Origin of the sequence: Alkaliphilus flagellatus (assembly GCF_018919215.1) — a bacterium.
Classification (GTDB): Bacteria; Bacillota; Clostridia; order Peptostreptococcales; family Natronincolaceae; genus Alkaliphilus_B; species Alkaliphilus_B flagellatus.
In genome coordinates, this window is sequence record NZ_JAHLQK010000004.1 from 414,333 (window position 1) to 432,627 (window position 18,295).

Here is an 18,295-nt window from a genome sequence, read left to right on the forward strand (position 1 = left end):
TCTATAAATATACTTCCTTAAAAATTATATCTATAACACTTTAAAGAAATAAATATTATTCTTCTTCCTTCTTATCTAATGTTTCTGACTTTTCTATAGTCTCCTTTTCCGGATTTTCGGTTATTTTATCTGCATGACTTTTAAATTCTTTAAGAGATTTGCCTAAGGCTTTTCCTAACTCTGGAAGCTTTGACGGTCCAAAGATTACCAATGCGATTATTAAGATTAATATTAACTCCGTAGTCCCTAATCTACCAAACATTTGTATCGCCTCCTTGCATTATATTTTAAAGTAAAATTTATATATATTTATAATAAATTGCTATACACTAAACTATGGATTTTGGTCATGCTCTACCTCTATCCATTCTGCTAAAGAAGCTGCATGAACTTTTACCATAAACTTATCCGAATATAGATAAAGAGCAGCATTTGAAGCTCTAGTTTCTTTTATATCCTCATATTCTTTCTTTGTCTTTAATTGAGCTAGAACATCACTAAACTGTTCTTTAGTAAAGTTAAAAGGATTATATGAAAATAGTCTTACATCAGTGGGTCTTGGATAGGTTTTAGATTCGTGTCTAACTGTCTCTGCAATTAGATTAATTAAATCTTTTTCCTCCACCCTTACCATCATCTGTGCATAATTATAGGTAATATATTTATCCGAAAATAAATATATGGAACTAGCTCCTTTTATAGTATATATATCCCCATACTCTTCTCTCGCCTTTAGCTCCTCAATACTAGGTAATATCTCTTCTACCTCTAAAGCAATGGGATCTTCAAAAAAGTCTTCTCCATTTGTTAGTTTACCTTCAGAAGATTTTAAGCGTACTAAATCACCCATTAAAGAAATTTTATCTTCTTGTTCATGTATGCTATTGTTATTTTCATCTACCATATTTTGTTCTAGCAGTATATCCTCTTTATTTATTTCCTGATTGATATCATTTTCTAAACCCTTAATATCTATTTCTTTCATAGCTAATTCCTCCATGTTTACTAAAAATCATATAGAGTAATTAATATCCTAAAGCTACACATTAAGTTTTATTGATTTAAATACATGTATTCCTCTTTAAGAACAATACTCATCTATCTTTATGTTAAAGATATCACAATATTATTTTTCAGTCAATATTCTTTATTAATAAATATTTAATTTTAAGTTTAAAATTCTTTTGTAAATCTCAGTAATAGAATACCATATCAAACTATATATATTTGTGTGTTTAATTTTTTATTGTTTTGATTTTAAAACCTGTTATAATATATTTAAGTATTATTAGTTATATAACAAACAATGCTTTACTTAATATTACTATATTTAAAATATAAAATGGATTGGGTGATTTTATATTATGTTCAAAGATATATATCAAAATTTATTAAACGAGTTACTCAATGGACATGAAACTACTCTATTAACTTTTATGAATCCTAGTGATGAAAAAAGAGGAACTATTGAACAAAAACTCTTTTTATCTAGACATAACTTAGAAAAAGAACTACCTAGTATTACAAAGGATCTTAAAGATAAAATACTGGATAGTTTTAAAACAGGAAGTCCTATGCTTTACAATAGTCAGAATAAAACTATTTTAATTGAACCTTATTTTCCAAAACCTAGATTAGTAATTTTAGGTGGAGGCCATATAGCTAAACCTTTAGCCGAATTTGGACATAAAGTAGGGTTTTCTGTTGTTGTAGTAGATGATAGACCTTCATTTGCTAATCCTAATCGCTTTCCTGAAGCTAGTGAAGTCATTTGTGAAGATTTCGAAAAAGTCTTTGATTTGTTAAATTTAAGAGAGTCAGATTTTGTAGTTATTGTAACTAGAGGCCATAGGCATGATGGAGTTTGTTTACGTAATGCCTTAAAGTATAATTCATCATATATAGGTATGATAGGCTCAAAACGCCGAGTAAAAACAATGATGGATGAATTAGTAAGCGAAGGTTATTGTAAAGAAAAGCTAAACAATGTTAATTCACCAATTGGATTAGATATAGGTGCAGTTACACCTGAAGAAATAGCAATTTCCATAATATCACAGGTTATTAGTTTTAGGAGATCTAAAGGTTCCATTTTAAATAATAATTTAGAAAAGTTTAATTGGCCAGAATTTGATAGTGATGTAATTAAAGAAATATCTCAACAGTCCGAAATTCCTAGGGCCCTTATTACAATAATTGCTTCTAAAGGTTCCGTGCCTAGAAAGGCTGGGGCTAAAATGATAGCTTGGATGGATGGCAGAGTTATAGGAAGTATTGGTGGAGGCTGTAGTGAAGCTAATATAATAACATTAGCTCGTGATGTTATATTAACAAAAGGCTATTCTATCGAGCATGTGGATATGACAGGGATTGTGGCAGAAGAAGAAGGCATGGTTTGTGGTGGTACAATAGATGTACTTATCGAAGCTTTTTAATTGAATTACCTATACATTCACTAATAAAATAAACCAATTATTCTTATTATCTAAGAATAATTGGTTTACTTTACTTTATGCTAATTTTTCTATATCACTTTTGATTAAATCGTTCCATTTTCCGCATTTGTCCCCCCAACGTGCCATAATTTGTCCATCTCTTAATATTTCAATAACCTCACACATATTGGAACAATCTGCGCACTCTATGCCCTTTACATTATAGCCAGAGTTAATAATATCAAAGCCTTGAAAACTCGTTTTATTTCCTTTTGCAGAATGTTCTTGAGCCAATAAACAACACCCTATAGAACCCATAACATCATAATGAGGTGGTACTAGTACTTCTAGGCCAAGAGCCTCTTCAAAGGATTTTTTAATTCCTACATTGGCAGCTACCCCACCTTGGAATACAACAGGACCTACTATTTCTTTTCCTTTAGCTAAGTTATTTAAAAAGTTCCTTACCATTGCATCGGAAAGTCCCTTAATAATATCTTCCTGATTATGCCCTAATTGCTGTTTATGTATCATATCTGTCTCAGCAAAAACAGCACATCTTCCTGCTATACGAACAGGATTTGTTGACTGTAATGCTAAGCCTCCAAAATCTTTAATATCAATACCCATACGAGCTGCCTGTCTATCTAAAAAGGATCCTGTTCCCGCAGCACATACAGTATTCATAGCAAAATCACTAATTATTCCATCTCTAAGTAAAATAATTTTTGAGTCCTGTCCACCAATTTCCAATATAGTTCTTACGCCGTCAACAAAGTTAAGTGCAGCTATACCATGGGCAGTAATTTCATTTTTAACAACATCTGCTCCGACTATCATAGAAGCTAAATGTCTACCACTTCCTGTTGTTCCAACACCCTTTACATTAATATCTTCTGTTACTTGGGATTTTATTTCCTTTAAAGCCCTTTGCACAGCATCTATTGGTTTTCCACTAGTTCTTGTGTAAACTTTACCCATAATCTCTTTATTTTCATCCATTAATACAATATTAGTACTAACGGAGCCTACATCAATACCCAGATAACAATTTTTCACTTTTACTAATCTCCTTTCTTCTCCGTAAAAGATCCACAAATGCCTCTAATCTAGTCATATATCCAGCTTCCCCTGTCATTTCATCTACAATAAGACATAGGTATGGGATATTATAATCCTTTTCAACTGTGGGAAGAATACTTTGTGCGACTATTTCTGGCATACAAGTTAGAGGATAAACTTGTATAATTCCATCAAAACCTTCCTTAGCAAATCTAACACTATAGCCTATAGTTTCTCTAGCATGTCCACCTATCATAGTTTTCAAATATGGCTCCGCCGCCTTCGTGGTTTCCTTTTCACTAGTTAATCCTAGAGGATTTAAGAAGAGATGTTCATTTAGCCAGCGACTTACTTTTAATGATTTATCTATTTCTACTCCTAAACTTCCTAGTTTTTTCTCAATATCTAAGTTTACAAAGGGTTCTATAATAGTGTAAATTTCCCCTACAACACCAATTTTAATAATTTCTCTATTTGGGTCTTCCTCTACAGATAGTATTTTTTCCTTTGTCTCCTTCATTAGCCGAGAAACTCCTTCATACCCATATACCATCCTTATATCCTTATGAAATTGATCATAATACCGATCTACGCTACCTCTAACCTTTTCCCTAGGTCTTTTATAGTAGGTTGTATCCTCTAAATCATCCACCTGATTCAATACCCGCACTGCTTTTTTTAAAGCTTTGACAATTTTATAAGGATTTTTAGTTCCTGTTAATTTAAAAATTCTATCAAAGAATGCTTTATAATCACCTTGAGGAGGATCAAGTAATATAACATCTATATCATAGCCAATTTCACGCAATAGTTCTCTTTGTAATATTGAATAGTATCCAAAACGACAAGGCCCACAGCTTCCTGTTAATACTATAGTATCTGCTCCCATGTTTATGCTTTCTATATAATTACCTATATTGACCTTTAGTGGAAGGCAAATAGACTCTGGAGAATGTTTTACACCAATATTTAGAGTATCTTTGCTACACTGGGGCGGAATTACTATATCAACTCCTAATTCTTCTAATAATACTTTTGTAGCCACATATTGATTACCCATGTGCGGAAAGGTTACCTTCATTTCGATTCCTCCATTCAATCATATCTAAAAATGCTTCAATTCTTGTATTAATCCCTGCTTCGCCTGTATGTTCATCTATAGTCAATAGTAGAAAAGGAATTTTACCTTCTCTTCTGGATTTTCTTTCAAATAGATCCTGTATTATTGAGTCAATACCACATCCAAATGATGATACATAAATAACACCATCTACATTTTTAGCTTGGGCTAAATACATAGAAGCACCTAAAAGTTTTCTTCCAAAGCTCCAAAACATTTTTTTCTCTAGTTCATCTGCATATTTGTTAATAATATTAAAATCAATCATTTCTGGAGTAAGGATATCAACCTGATTTTCCTTTAGCTTATTCAGTAAGTTCATAGAGGTGTAACTATCATACATATTATAGGTGTGTCCTACTACTGCTATTCTCTTTTTATTTTTTATATTAGATATAGCACTATTATTGGACTCTATAAACTTTCCATCTACAGGTAGATTACCACTTTTTATTGTATCCTTATACCTTTGATAACTTTTCAAAGCTTCAGCATATGCCCTTTTAATTTTTCCTTTATCTTTAGTAATGTAGTATCCAAATTTATATATTGTTTCATCTAAATTTTTTCTAGACTTATTGAAGTTGATTTCTACATCTATTAAAGGTGGTAGATTCTTAATTGAATGTACTACCATTTCGGGCAATCCACAAAACTTTGGACATATATATTCTTTTTCATAAACACTCATCATCTTAGGAACAAAAATATAATCTACCTTATCTTTCAAATCCATAACATGCCCATTAAAAATCTTTACAGGAAGACAAGCCTCATCCACTGTATTTTTTACACCTTGGTCTAATATTTGTTTGTTCGTAGGCCTAGATAAAATAACCTCTGCCCCTAAGTGTTCATAGAAGGTTTTCCATAAGGGATAATAGTCATAAAACCATAATCCTCTTGGAATACCAATTTTTATTGCCATAAAACCCCTCCTTTTTAGCACATTAAGTATTATTGACAACTATTATTGTTTATATACTTGGCTAAATTAAAGGTATCATTAACATACCTATCTTTTCTTTAAACCTCTGTATTAACGGGCGTTTTCTGTAATCTTCTAATATAACTTCATCACTATCTTCTATATTTTTATAAAGTTCTTTAATCATAAGCTCCGATTGACTATGATCAAATAATATGGCATTCATCTCATAATCTAAATATTGACTTCGTGTATTCAAATTAGCAGATCCAACTGATACGACCTTATCGTCTGCTACAAAAACCTTTGAATGTATGAAACCGTCTTCATACAAATATATTTTCACTTTACTATTTAAAAGTTTATTAAAAAATGATGAATTAGCCCATCCAACTAAAAATAAATCTGGATTTTTAGGTATTATTATTTTTACATCTACCCCTTTTAAAGCCGCTGTCTGAAGAGCATTTATCATACTGTCACTTAGTACAAGATACGGGGTTGCAATGTACAATCTCTTTTTTGCCGAAGTTATTATAGAAAAATATGCTTGACTAATTTCATTCCAATAGGTGTCATATCCGCCACTAACTATTTGTACAGGTAAAATGTTTTCTCCCTCCCACTCTGGAAAATACTTATTATCTAACAGTTTATCTCCACTAACATAATACCAGTCCCCTAAAAATACTCTCTGCATACCCTTAACGGCTTCACCTTTTATTTTCACTAAAATATCCTTCCAGTTTCCTATGGTGTTATCTCTACCTAAATATTCATCACCTATATTAATTCCTCCAGTAAATCCTACCTTACCATCTACTATAACTATTTTTCTATGGTTGCGATGGTTTAGCTTTCCTTTAATAACAGACTGAAAAATATTGTCGTATGCCTTTATCTCTACTCCAGCTTCAATTAGTTCCTTACGAAAGTGTCTTTTTAAACTCCAGCTTCCTAATCCATCATAAATAACTCTAACCTCTACACCTTCTTTAGCTTTTTTAATCAATAGATCTTTAAGCTTTCGTCCTATATTATCATTTCTAAGTATAAAAAACTCGATATGTATATGGCTTTTAGCTTTACTTATTTCCTCTACAATTTCATCAAATATAGTAATACCGTCATATATTAATAATGCTTCATTATAAAAGGAAATAGGCATTCCTGTATTTTCTTCTATAAGTTTTCCAATTCCCTGTTGACTTTGTTCTAAAGTTACATCTATCATTCTTTTATTTTTATCAATCTCTGTTAATTGATCCATATAGTTACTTCTCTTTACTTGATAGCCGTTTAACGCTCTTGTGTTTTTCCATATTTGAAAAAAAGTAAACATAAAAAAAATAAAAAAGAGTGTCATTATAACATATATAATTTTTATAATGACAGCATTTTCAAAAAATTGTAACATTAAAAGAAATATTATAAATAAAGCTGTAAATCCTAATAAATATGGATATATCATTACAAAGATAGCATCTTTAACTAGTATAAATAGATTAAAGTACACTAAAGTTGTTAGTAGCAATAATAAAAACTTCATATAAAAATTGATTAACATTTTGTCTCCTCCAAAGATTAAACTATATAATATATAATCATGTCCAATGTTATTATCTTTAACCTTAATACTTATTTTTAGAAACATTTTTTTATATACACAAAAAAAAGCAGTCTAGGCTGCTTTTTTGTGGTTGAATTCTTAATTTTTTAAAATACTATTATTAATTTTTTATTTACAAATTACCTGATTCTTACCTATGCTTTTTGCCTCATATAAGCATTTATCTGCAATATGAATTAAATTTTCCTTGTTATAGCTGTCTATACCAAATGTTGAAAGGCCTATAGATACAGTAACACTTATATTATGTACAGAAAGATTCTCAATTAAGTGACGAATACGATCTGCTATAATCTTAGCTTCTTCCTTACCAATATCCTTTAATATAACTATTACTTCTTCCCCTCCATAGCGAGCAACTATATCTTTTTGTCTTACATTTTCCCTTATACAGTTTGCAACATTTTTTAAAACTATGTCTCCCATTTGATGACCATAATTGTCGTTAGTTGACTTAAAATCATCTATATCAATCATTAAAATAGAGAATTTTTCTTCACTATACCTGTATATTTTGTATACTTCTTCATATATGTTCTCAAATGTTCTGCGATTAAGTAGTCCTGTTAATCCATCATATTTTGACCATGCCTTTAAGTCTCCAATATACTCTATGTTAGAAATAATAAGCCCTATATGGCGAGCTATAATTTCTAAAAATCGAACTTGTCTATCAGAGAAAGTTTCGTACTCTCCGTTATCTAAGTACATTACGCCCAAAGGTTTTCCATGAACATTAAGGATAGGTAATACTACATTGGAACGAACACCTAACTCCTTAGAAAGCTCAGGATCACATCTAGGGTCTGTCAGTGCATCATATACAACAACAGGTTTTTTGGTATCTATAGCAATAATAGCCGTATGATCCTTTGTCTTAGTTTTATCTAGTGGGTATTTTTTTTCTTTAGTCTTGGCACTTTTATCAAAGGTGGAGTAATGGGGTAATAAAAACTCCTCATCCTCATCTAATAGTGCTATAGTACACTTTTTCATACCTGTAGCACTAGGAATTATTGAAACTATTTTTTGCAATGGGTCCCTTGTATTATCCAAACTATCTTCTGGATTATATAGTAATATATTCTCTAGAGCTGTTAATCCAAGCATATTTTCAAAGGCTAAATTTTGTCTCTCAATTCTAGAAAATACGGCTGTAAGTTCTCTAGCAACCAATTGTGCTATATCTTTAAGTTCACAAGAAATTTTTCTTTCTTTTTCTTTGTCATAAATAATTAAAAGACCTACTAATTTACTTTGCGCAAAGACAGGTGTAGATAATAACTTATGTGGTTGAATCATTGTATATAAATATGGAAATGCTTCTTCTATACTATTTAAATCCTCCAAGCATAAGGGCTTTTTATACTCGTTCATAGATAAACTTAAATTAAAAACACCTGAAATTGTCGTATCTGTTATATTGCTTTTTTCATTAATATCTTTACATGATGAATCTTTGATCATAACCTTTTTGTTGTTTTCTACAATATCTAGATACATAGTCCTATAGCCTAGCCTTTTGTAAATAAAATTAACCACAACATTAATAGCAGCCTCTTTACTATATTGCCTATTGAGTGCTCTATATAGCTGCATACTATGTTTTTCATGTCCATTTAACACTTGGGATTCTTTATGATATTCTCTATTCACCACTTAACTCCCCCACTTACTTATCAAAGTCGTCTGATGCTATTGCATCGACTCCATCGCACTTAAACTTTTAAGCTTACACTTTAACATTTCAAGTGCTCAAATACATCTATTCCCCTGTTGCAAACTCCCAACCCCAGTAACCATTGCTTGATTTTTTCAAACGAATTTTGCCATCAAACTTATTATTAGTTTGGGGCGATACCATCCCTTTTACAATGACTACTTTATTTTCAATCAGTTTACTTACTATGGTTTTAGTCATTTTCTTTTTAAATTTTTTCATAAGTACATCTTCTTTAAACAATCCGAATTTACACCCCTGTTTATATTCACTACAGTAAAAATTTTTAGGTCCTTCCATTACATTTCCAACTTTACATGCTGGACATATACCTAAAGTATTGTTGTAAGAACTACTCTTAAAATCTTTTTGATTTTTTCCTTTATTGTATCTTTCAAATATAACTTCTTCTTTATTTCTAATTACATCTTCCACTATAAATGTTGTAAATCTAACAATACCATCCATGAACTTTTTAGAATCCAATTGATCTTTAGCAATTTTGTCTAGGGCCCTTTCCCATTTACCTGTAAGCTCTGGGGATGATAATTCATTAGAAGCGACCTGTATAAGTTTTCTCCCTTTTTCTGTAGATATTAAATTTTTCCCCTGTCTTTCTATATATCCAACATTTATAATCCTTTCAATAATTGAAGCCCTAGTAGCTGGTGTACCAATACCACTTGCTTTTAATTGTTCTCTTAATTCCTCATCATCAATAAATTTTCCCGCATTTTCCATTGCACCTAAAAGTAGTGCTTCATTATATCTGTCTGGAGGTTTTGTTTGTTTTTTTTCTATATCTGCATTTTTTACCAAGCTTGTATATCCTTTTTGTATATTAGCTAGTAAACTTGTATTTATGCCTTTTTCTTTTTCATTATAGAGTATTCTCCAGCCTTGATTTATAGTTTGCTGCTCATTACTTTTGAAGTTTTCCTCTTCTACATTAGTTATTATAGTTATACTAAAATATTCATAATCATTATAAAAAACAGATAAAAATCTTCTTGCAATAATATCGTAAATATTTTTCTCTTCCTCAGAGAATTTGTCCAGTATTGCCCTTTTTTCCGTAGGGATAATAGCATGATGATCCGAAACCTTACTATCATTAACAATCCTAGAAGTAATTGGTAACTTCTCTAATTTTTCTAAATTACCTGTATATTTTTGATACCCTTCCAACCCTACTTTTTTAATTAAGTTTTTTAATTTTGGAATTAAATCCTTGGATAAATAACGGCTATCAGTTCTTGGATATGTAATTACCTTTCTTTTTTCATAAAGAGCTTGAGCTATATCTAAAGTTCTTTGAGCGGTATATCCATATCGTTTGTTTGCATCTCTTTGTAACTCTGTTAAATCATATAATAATGGTGGTTTTTTAACTACTTTTTTCTTTTGGCAATCTGTAACTTCGCCTTCTTTACCTACTACTTTATTCTTTATATATTCTGCCTTTTCAATAGTATCTACTTTACTTTCCTTAGTTTCTAAATCTATCCAAGTACCACTATACTCTTTAAAATCTGCCTTTACCTCCCAATAATCAACAGGAGTAAAATTATCGATTTCCATATCTCTATCAACTATAATCTTTAAAGTAGGTGTTTGTACTCTACCTATGGGAAGTAAGCTATTATATTTTATACTATATACCCTACTCCCATTCATTCCTACCAACCAATCACTTTCACTTCTACACTTTGCTGAGTAATACAATGGATCATATGCTTTACCATCCCGTAACTTAGCGAATCCCTCCTTGATTGCTTCTTCTGTAAGTGATGATATCCATAACCTTTTAAAAGGCTTTCTGCAGCCAACAAGCTCATATATATATCTAAAAATAAGTTCTCCCTCTCTACCAGCATCAGTAGCACATATTATTTCATCAACTTGTGAACCTTTAATCAAAGTTTTTACAATTTGATACTGTTTATATGTCTTAGGGTTAGGTTTAAGCTTTATTTTTTCTGGTATAATAGGTAAATTATTAAATGCCCACTTCTTATAGTTAATATCATATTCCTCAGGGTCACATAATACAACTAAATGACCTATGGCCCAAGTAACTATATAGTTATCTCCTTCTATGTAACCATCTTTTTTATCTTTACAATTTAAAACCTTTGCAATATCTTTAGCTACACTAGGTTTTTCTGCTATTACTAGTTTTTTCATACCTTTATCCTTTCATAATAACTTACGCATTTATTATATATTATTTATCTTTATAATGGTAGGAAAAAATAGGTCTATTTTCCTATTTACATTCGTATTTTTCTGATATATTTTTCTAGTTTTCGACAATATAACCTTATTTTCGACAACATTCTACATTTGTTATTATACTATAAAAATACAACAAGAGCTAAAAATAATTTCAGCTCTTATTCTGCAAACTTTTAATACCCTCTAATACTTCTCTACCTATTTCATATTCTGGCGCAATTTCAACTGCTCTTCGGGCATACTTTTCTGCCTTATCTAAATCATCTATGTTTAAATAAGTAACTGCTATATCACATAAAATTGTCGGATGATTTAAATCATAGATAAGGGCTTTTTTAAAACACCTTAAGGCATCCTCATAAGCTTCATTGTCTAGAAGCTTGCTTCCCAACCCTTCATATGCCTCTATAATATGAAGTTTTACTCTTTCATTTTTCTTAAAGTCAGGGCTTTTTGTTATAAGCTCTTCGAAGTATTTAATAGACATTGCATATTCTTCTTCTTTATTATATTTAATTCCTAACCATAATAACTTATCTAATTCATCTTGAGATCGTTCTATTTCTATTTGATCTCGCATTCTTCTGTAAGGGTTATTGCTTTTATTTTTTAACGAAAGCTCAAATAGTCTATCAGATAAAGTTAAAATCTCTTTATCCATATATAATTTATTTATATATCCCTTTGGTATATTATTAAACCCTAAATATGCTCCTAGCAAGGCTAACACCATGGTCACTATTATATCGGTTTCTCTCATAGTTAAACATTCTTTTAATGTTTTTTCATAGTCGTTAGGATTTTTTAAAAAAATATATAAGGATAAGGGAATTGCCTCTAGAGAATTAGCACTACTCCCCCACTGTTCTTTTATCTCTTCAATCGAAATACTCTTATCAATCCATTCCTTTAATATACGATTAACCATTATATATAAGTTCGCAATTTCTCCATTTTTACCTGTAGGGTATACTTTGGTTTCTATTCCTTTTATACTCTTACAAAGGGTATCTATAAATAGATTAAAATCATTTTTACTCTGCATGGAAAAAGCAGGAGTATTTAATAAGTATGCTACAGCTGAGGAAAATAAAATACTGGCAGCAACAGCAGTTTCATCCATATGGGTAATAATTGTCTGAATTCCTCCAATTAATTTTAATGTAGTAAAATCTCCATAGTTTATTAATGCTAAGGGCACTCCTCTAATAGCTGCTCCAGCTTCTACGGAAGCTATACCACATCTATACCATTCCATTCTGTGGTCTCTATAATTTAAAGTAAATTGCTCCATTACTTTATCTATTCCAATAATAGGTTGACGAATAAACCTATTCGCTAAATCTTCTGGATTAAAGGTTTGATTAATAATTAAGGATTCTGCAAATAAAATAACAGTTGTGGTTTGCCATGTTCCCTTTAAAGAAGCAGTACTTCTTTCTCCCTTTAAAAAATGATTTATATGTTCAATCTCCTTTGACTGTTGACCTTCCCACGAACTTCCAAAGGCATCTCCAATAGCTAAGTTCACCATCGCTCCTCTAATTTTATCTCTATAATCTATATTTGATAAGGGGACTAAGTTCACATTTTCAGTACGTGTATTTAAATCAGGCATACCTATCTTTTCTACTAAAAAGTTATATATTTCCTCCAATAAACTTATATACATAACCCATGCACCCCCTTTATATTATTCTATATCTCAAATATTCTACAATACCATAGTTTTTCCTTCATAATTCCGTCAATACTTATTAAATTTATTATTATTGTTTATTGACTTAATACTATTTTCATGGTATATTTTTAAAAAAGAATATGCCTTTAAATTGGTACTGTGAGACCAAAAAGGATCGGATATAAACTCTAAGTATATTATTTGAAAAATATATTGCTTTGAGTTACTTTCTAACCCCTTTGGTTATTGCGTAAGCCAATGGGGTTATTCTATTTTGCCTTTAACTTAGTCCAGTGAGGCTAGAAAGGGAGTTAACGCTCCCAAATGAAAAGGGAGGAAATGCAATGAAACTAAAAGGCAGACATCTTATAGATGTAAACGACTTTACTGTGGAAGAACTTCAAGCTATTATCAACCTAGGACTTGTAATATACAAAAATCCATCAAAATTCAGTGAGTTATGTAAAGGGAAAATTCTTGGAACCTTGTTTTATGAGCCTAGCACAAGAACACGTTTAAGCTTTGAATCCGCAATGCTTCGAATGGGAGGCACCGTTCTTGGCTTTGCAGATGCAGAAACTAGCTCAGTAAAGAAAGGAGAAAGTGTTGCAGATACCATAAGGGTTTTAGATGGCTATGCAGACATTATAGTAATGCGTCACCCAAGGGAAGGAGCACCCCTTCTAGCATCACAATATTCTACAGTTCCTATTATAAATGGTGGCGATGGTGGTCATCAACACCCTACTCAAACTTTAACAGATTTATTAACTATACAATACTATAAAAATCATATCGAAAATCTTAAGGTTGCTATATGTGGAGATCTACTCTTTGGAAGAACAGTACATTCTTTGCTTAAAACTTTAAGTCGCTTTCCTAATATAGAATTCATATTAATATCTCCACCAGAATTAAAAATTCCCCTTCACTTAAAAAATGATGTTATAGAAAAACATAATGTAAAAATTATTGAAACCACTTCTTTAGAGGAGCATATGAAAGATATTGATGTTTTATATATGACCAGAATTCAAAAAGAAAGGTTTTTTAATGAAGATGACTATATTAAATTAAAAGATAGCTATATTTTAACCCCTGAAAAACTCAAATATGCTAAAGAAGATTTGCTGCTAATGCATCCACTACCACGGGTTAACGAAATAAACTATGATGTGGATAAAGATCCTAGAGCAAAATATTTTCAACAGGCAAGACTTGGAGTATTTGCAAGAATGGCTCTAATGGTGCTACTTTTAGGGAGGGATACTAATGCTTAAAGTAACCGGAATTACACAAGGAATTGTAATAGACCATATTACATCAGGAAATGGACTTAAAATTTTCAACAAATTAAGATTAGATAAAATAGATGCACCTGTAGTTTTGCTAATGAAAGTAAATAGCCATATACTAGGTAAAAAAGATATTATTAAGATACAAGACCATGTCGATATAGATATGACTGTACTAGGGCTTATTGATCAAAATGCTACTGTGAATATTATAAAAAATGGAGAGATTACTTCAAAATCAAAAGTTGAAATACCTAAAAAGATAAAAGGGCTATTCCAGTGCAAAAATCCTCGTTGTATAACAACTGTAGATGATTATACTATATCAGAATTCACATTAGTACCTAACGGAAAAATTCAATATCGTTGTAACTACTGTGAAGAGCTGACAGAATATAAACTCTAGTAGTTATTGGCCGGAGGTGTAGATATGAGTAAACGAATAGTAATCGCCCTAGGGGGTAACGCCTTAGGGAATAATCCTGAAGAACAGCTTTTAGCGGTGAAAAGTACAGCAAAGCCAATAGTAGATTTAATAGAAGAAGGAAACGAAGTAATAATATGCCATGGAAATGGTCCACAAGTAGGTATGATTAACCTAGCAATGGAAGAAGCTTCTAAATCTAATGCAATTATTCCTGAAATACCCTTCCCCGAATGTAACGCTATGAGCCAGGGTTATATTGGATATCATCTACAAAATGCCCTAAGAGAAGAACTTATAAAAAGAGATATTAAGAAACCTGTTGCAACTGTTATTACTCAAGTTATAGTAGATAAAAATGATACGGCCTTCCAAAACCCTACAAAACCAATAGGTGCATTTTATACAAAGGAAGAAGCTGAAATATTAGAAAAAGAAAAAAGTTATGTAGTAGTAGAAGACGCAGGTAGAGGATATAGAAGAGTAGTTCCTTCTCCACTTCCTATTAGAATAGTCGAAGAGGATATTATAAAAACCTTAACTAAGGCAAGCCATATTGTTATAGCTGTAGGTGGCGGTGGAATACCAGTAATAGAAGAAGAAAATAGTCTAATAGGAGTTTCCGCCGTAATCGATAAGGACTTTGCCAGTGAAAAACTAGCTGAAGTTGTTGAAGCAGATTATTTAATAATCCTTACAGCAGTAGAAAAAGTAGCCCTTAACTACGGAAAGGAAAACGAAAAGTTTCTTGATACAATAAGTATTTATGAAGTTAAACAGTATATAAAAGAAGGTCATTTTGCTAGAGGCTCTATGCTTCCTAAGGTTGAAGCGGCCATAAAGTTTGCTGAAAGTAAAGAAGGCAGAAAAGCCCTTATTACCTCTTTAGAGAAAGCCAAAGAAGGTATAGAAGGAAAGACTGGAACTTTGATAGTTTAATTGTGTATATATAGTTTAGTGTATTTTAATAAATTTAAGTATTAAGAATATATTTCCTGCTCCATATTTCTTCTTATTTTCCTTTTATTTTATAAAAATAAGACTCCTAAAAGAGTCTTATTTTTACATATATTAAAAAAAGTTTAAATATCTTTCACATTTAAAACTCTCATAGCATTTAATACTGCAATAAGAGCTACACCTACATCTGCAAATACTGCTTCCCACATAGTTGCAAGACCACCCGCACCTAATACCAATACAATAGCCTTTACTCCAAAGGCAAATATAATGTTTTGCCATACAATACGTCTAGTTCTTTTAGCTATTTTTATTGCACTCACTAGCTTCATTGGTTCGTCGGTCATTAAAACAACATCAGCTGCTTCTATAGCTGCATCAGAACCTAATCCACCCATTGCTACCCCTATATCTGCTCTAGCTAGCACTGGTGCGTCGTTGATTCCATCTCCAACAAAAATTAACTTCCCTTTTTCTGATTTCTGTCTATCTAACATTTCCAGCTTCTCGACTTTTTGATCAGGTAAAAGTTCTGCATGTACTTCGTCTAAGCCTAATTCCTTCGCTACTCTTACTCCTACCTGTTTGTTATCTCCTGTAAGCATAACAGTCCTATTAACACCAATATTTTTTAATTCTTTAATTGCTTTTTGTGAATCTTCCTTTATCTCATCGGAAATAATGATAGAACCCGCAAATTTTCCATTAACAGCTATATATACTATAGTTCCTATAGTTTCTACTGAGTCATATGCAACTTTTTTCTCATCCATTAATTTAGCATTTCCAGCTAAAATCTCTTTATCTTTTACCTTTACTTTAATTCCATGTCCTGATATTTCTTCATAGTTTTCAATTTCATCCTTATTTATATCTTTTCCATAGGCCTTCAAAATAGATATAGCAATAGGATGATTAGAATGACTTTCTGCATAAGCAGCGTACTCTAATAGTTCTTCCTTTGAAATATTTTTATTAGCATTTATTTCAGTTACTTTAAATACACCCTTTGTTAATGTACCTGTTTTATCAAATACTACTGTATCAACATTGTTAAGTGCTTCTAGGTAATTTCCACCCTTTATTAGAATTCCATTTTTAGATGCTCCACCAATTCCTCCGAAGAATCCTAGTGGTATAGATACTACTAATGCACAAGGACAAGATATTACAAGGAATATAAGTGCTCTATAGATCCATTCCGAGAAAGTAGCACCTTCGATTACTAGTGGTGGAATCACCGCTAAACCTAGGGCTGCAAATACAACTACTGGTGTGTAGTATCTTGCAAATTTAGTTATAAAGTTCTCTGTAGGTGCCTTTTTACTACTAGCATTTTCTACTAATTCTAAAATCTTAGACACTGTAGATTCTCCAAATTCTTTACTTACCTTAACTGTCAGCAAACCATTTTTATTAATAAATCCACCTAACACATTGCTTCCTTCTTCAACTTCTCTTGGCACAGATTCCCCTGTTAAAGCAGAAGTATCTACCATAGATTTTCCCTCTATAACCACCCCATCTAAAGGTACTTTTTCTCCAGGCTTAATTATAATATAGTCACCTACTACAACCTCTTCTGGCGAAACTTTTTTCTCTTTATTTCCTACCCTAAGGTTTGCATAATCCGGTCTAATATCCATAAGTGCTGCAATAGATTTTCTAGATCTGTTAACTGCTAAATCTTGGAAAAACTCTCCTATTTGATAGAAAAGCATTACTGCTACCCCTTCTGGAAATTCTCCAATAGCAAAAGCACCTATTGTTGCTATACCCATTAGGAAGTTTTCATCAAAGACTTGACCCCTTAATATATTTCTTCCTGCCCTTAGTAGGACTTCGCCACCTACAAGAAGATAGCTTATAAAGTAGAGTACAAATTCCACAGTGTTTGGCATTTTAAAAACTATGGCTATGAAAAATAGCATAGCTCCTATTCCTAATCCTATAAGCTCCTTTTTATTACCTCCGCTTCCATGGCTATGAGCATGACTATTCCCATGATTATGTCCATCACAATGTCCATCACAGTGTCCATGGTCATGATTATTATGGTTATTATGTTTGATTTTATTTTTTATTTTTTCTGTTACAACTACATGAGGCTCTAGTTTTTTCACTATACCCCTTGTATCATTAACAATAGATTCTAGCTTTGATATATCATCTACCTCAATACCTAAAGTTTTAGTAACAAAATTTACAGTAGCTAATCGCACACCATCTAATTCATTAACTTTTACTTCTATCTTAGACGCACAGTTTGCACAGTCTAATCCCTCTAAAATAAATTCTTTACGAAGTCCTGCACTCATGTTTTTTCCCCCATTTATTTATGATTTATATGAATAAAGCCTTGCTCAAAAATAGTTTTAACGTGTTCATCATCTAATGAATAATAAACTACCTTTCCATCTTTTCTAAATTTTACAAGTCCAGCTTGTTTAAGTACCCTTAACTGATGGGAAATTGCTGATTGATTCATTCCCAGTAATACAGCTATATCACAAACACACATCTCTGCTTCAAATAATGCATGAAGAATTTTAATTCTTGTTGTATCTCCAAAAACCTTAAATAATTCAGCTAAGTCATATAATTTTTCTTCTTGAGGCATTGATTGCTTAACTCTATTAACTACATCTTCGTGTATAACATTGCAGTTACACGACTCTGCATTAACTTGATTTATAGACATAATATCATCCTTTCTTTATATATGAACATCTATTCATATGTTCACTTATAGTATATTATATATACATATTTTTGGCAACAATATTTTTTAAAAAAGTCTTT

15 protein-coding genes are annotated in these 18,295 nt (G+C 31.4%); 4 read left to right on the forward strand and 11 right to left on the reverse strand.

Annotation, left to right across the window (positions count from 1 at the left end):
* Window positions 1-55: 55 nt before the first annotated feature.
* Both tatA and KQI88_RS12315 read right to left on the reverse strand, forming a co-directional pair.
* Complete coding sequence (gene tatA, locus KQI88_RS12310; protein ID WP_216417730.1) at window positions 56-262, reverse strand: twin-arginine translocase TatA/TatE family subunit; 207 nt, start codon at window positions 260-262, stop codon at window positions 56-58.
* A gap of 72 nt (window positions 263-334) precedes the next feature.
* Window positions 335-985, reverse strand: coding sequence for a YdhW family putative oxidoreductase system protein (locus tag KQI88_RS12315; protein ID WP_216417732.1), 651 nt, complete (start codon window positions 983-985; stop codon window positions 335-337).
* A 379-nt stretch (window positions 986-1,364) separates the two neighbouring features.
* On the opposite strand from KQI88_RS12315, the gene KQI88_RS12320 reads away from it, so the two are divergent.
* The gene (locus tag KQI88_RS12320; RefSeq protein ID WP_216417733.1) at window positions 1,365-2,435 is read left to right on the forward strand and encodes an XdhC family protein; all 1,071 of its coding nucleotides are present in this window, start codon (window positions 1,365-1,367) and stop codon (window positions 2,433-2,435) included.
* A 75-nt stretch (window positions 2,436-2,510) separates the two neighbouring features.
* Here KQI88_RS12320 and KQI88_RS12325 read toward each other — a convergent pair whose 3' ends face one another.
* From KQI88_RS12325 to KQI88_RS12355, 7 genes are all read right to left on the reverse strand, one after another.
* A complete protein-coding gene (locus KQI88_RS12325; protein WP_212376103.1) occupies window positions 2,511-3,494 on the reverse strand; it encodes an acyl-CoA dehydratase activase in 984 nt (327 codons plus the stop codon).
* Entirely contained in the window at window positions 3,469-4,578 is a 1,110-nt protein-coding gene (locus KQI88_RS12330; protein ID WP_216417735.1) for a 2-hydroxyacyl-CoA dehydratase, read from the reverse strand. Before KQI88_RS12330 ends, KQI88_RS12325 begins: the two co-directional genes overlap by 26 nt.
* On the reverse strand, window positions 4,550-5,545 hold the full coding sequence (locus KQI88_RS12335; protein WP_216417737.1) for an acyl-CoA dehydratase activase-related protein: 996 nt from the start codon (window positions 5,543-5,545) through the stop codon (window positions 4,550-4,552). Before KQI88_RS12335 ends, KQI88_RS12330 begins: the two co-directional genes overlap by 29 nt.
* A gap of 61 nt (window positions 5,546-5,606) precedes the next feature.
* The gene (gene cls / locus KQI88_RS12340) at window positions 5,607-7,112 is read right to left on the reverse strand and encodes a cardiolipin synthase (protein ID WP_216417738.1); all 1,506 of its coding nucleotides are present in this window, start codon (window positions 7,110-7,112) and stop codon (window positions 5,607-5,609) included.
* A 171-nt stretch (window positions 7,113-7,283) separates the two neighbouring features.
* Complete coding sequence (locus tag KQI88_RS18510; RefSeq protein ID WP_216417740.1) at window positions 7,284-8,834, reverse strand: sensor domain-containing diguanylate cyclase; 1,551 nt, start codon at window positions 8,832-8,834, stop codon at window positions 7,284-7,286.
* A 106-nt stretch (window positions 8,835-8,940) separates the two neighbouring features.
* Window positions 8,941-11,082 carry a DNA topoisomerase III gene (locus KQI88_RS12350; RefSeq protein ID WP_216417742.1) on the reverse strand — a complete coding sequence of 714 codons (2,142 nt, stop codon included), beginning with the start codon at window positions 11,080-11,082 and terminating at the stop codon, window positions 8,941-8,943.
* Window positions 11,083-11,284: 202 nt separating this feature from the next.
* The gene (locus KQI88_RS12355; RefSeq protein ID WP_216417744.1) at window positions 11,285-12,805 is read right to left on the reverse strand and encodes an ADP-ribosylglycohydrolase family protein; all 1,521 of its coding nucleotides are present in this window, start codon (window positions 12,803-12,805) and stop codon (window positions 11,285-11,287) included.
* A 353-nt stretch (window positions 12,806-13,158) separates the two neighbouring features.
* Between KQI88_RS12355 and pyrB the strand changes: the two genes are divergently transcribed.
* From pyrB to arcC, 3 genes are read left to right on the forward strand one after another with little or no spacing between them, the layout of a single operon-like run.
* Window positions 13,159-14,094 carry an aspartate carbamoyltransferase gene (gene pyrB / locus KQI88_RS12360; protein ID WP_216417746.1) on the forward strand — a complete coding sequence of 312 codons (936 nt, stop codon included), beginning with the start codon at window positions 13,159-13,161 and terminating at the stop codon, window positions 14,092-14,094.
* The gene (locus KQI88_RS12365; RefSeq protein ID WP_216417749.1) at window positions 14,087-14,515 is read left to right on the forward strand and encodes an aspartate carbamoyltransferase regulatory subunit; all 429 of its coding nucleotides are present in this window, start codon (window positions 14,087-14,089) and stop codon (window positions 14,513-14,515) included. The genes pyrB and KQI88_RS12365 overlap by 8 nt, the downstream gene beginning before the upstream one ends.
* A 24-nt stretch (window positions 14,516-14,539) precedes the next feature.
* Window positions 14,540-15,472, forward strand: a complete 933-nt coding sequence (gene arcC, locus KQI88_RS12370; RefSeq protein ID WP_216417751.1) for a carbamate kinase — start codon at window positions 14,540-14,542, stop codon at window positions 15,470-15,472.
* A gap of 143 nt (window positions 15,473-15,615) precedes the next feature.
* Here arcC and KQI88_RS12375 read toward each other — a convergent pair whose 3' ends face one another.
* Together KQI88_RS12375 and KQI88_RS12380 are read right to left on the reverse strand one after the other, a co-directional pair.
* Window positions 15,616-17,811 (reverse strand): heavy metal translocating P-type ATPase, encoded by a 2,196-nt coding sequence (locus KQI88_RS12375; RefSeq protein WP_216417753.1) that lies wholly within the window; start codon window positions 17,809-17,811, stop codon window positions 15,616-15,618.
* Window positions 17,812-17,825: 14 nt separating this feature from the next.
* On the reverse strand, window positions 17,826-18,194 hold the full coding sequence (locus KQI88_RS12380; protein ID WP_216417755.1) for an ArsR/SmtB family transcription factor: 369 nt from the start codon (window positions 18,192-18,194) through the stop codon (window positions 17,826-17,828).
* Window positions 18,195-18,295: the final 101 nt, after the last annotated feature.

What these genes read in the sequence shown, in the direction of transcription:
- tatA (WP_216417730.1), bottom strand. Translation starts at nt 262, where the DNA reads ATGTTTGGTAGATTAGGGACTACGGAGTTAATATTAATCTTAATAATC.
- KQI88_RS12315 (WP_216417732.1), bottom strand. Translation starts at nt 985, where the DNA reads ATGAAAGAAATAGATATTAAGGGTTTAGAAAATGATATCAATCAGGAA.
- KQI88_RS12320 (WP_216417733.1), top strand. Translation starts at nt 1,365, where the DNA reads ATGTTCAAAGATATATATCAAAATTTATTAAACGAGTTACTCAATGGA.
- KQI88_RS12330 (WP_216417735.1), bottom strand. Translation starts at nt 4,578, where the DNA reads ATGAAGGTAACCTTTCCGCACATGGGTAATCAATATGTGGCTACAAAA.
- KQI88_RS12335 (WP_216417737.1), bottom strand. Translation starts at nt 5,545, where the DNA reads ATGGCAATAAAAATTGGTATTCCAAGAGGATTATGGTTTTATGACTAT.
- cls (WP_216417738.1), bottom strand. Translation starts at nt 7,112, where the DNA reads ATGTTAATCAATTTTTATATGAAGTTTTTATTATTGCTACTAACAACT.
- KQI88_RS12350 (WP_216417742.1), bottom strand. Translation starts at nt 11,082, where the DNA reads ATGAAAAAACTAGTAATAGCAGAAAAACCTAGTGTAGCTAAAGATATT.
- KQI88_RS12355 (WP_216417744.1), bottom strand. Translation starts at nt 12,805, where the DNA reads ATGTATATAAGTTTATTGGAGGAAATATATAACTTTTTAGTAGAAAAG.
- pyrB (WP_216417746.1), top strand. Translation starts at nt 13,159, where the DNA reads ATGAAACTAAAAGGCAGACATCTTATAGATGTAAACGACTTTACTGTG.
- KQI88_RS12365 (WP_216417749.1), top strand. Translation starts at nt 14,087, where the DNA reads ATGCTTAAAGTAACCGGAATTACACAAGGAATTGTAATAGACCATATT.
- arcC (WP_216417751.1), top strand. Translation starts at nt 14,540, where the DNA reads ATGAGTAAACGAATAGTAATCGCCCTAGGGGGTAACGCCTTAGGGAAT.
- KQI88_RS12375 (WP_216417753.1), bottom strand. Translation starts at nt 17,811, where the DNA reads ATGAGTGCAGGACTTCGTAAAGAATTTATTTTAGAGGGATTAGACTGT.
- KQI88_RS12380 (WP_216417755.1), bottom strand. Translation starts at nt 18,194, where the DNA reads ATGTCTATAAATCAAGTTAATGCAGAGTCGTGTAACTGCAATGTTATA.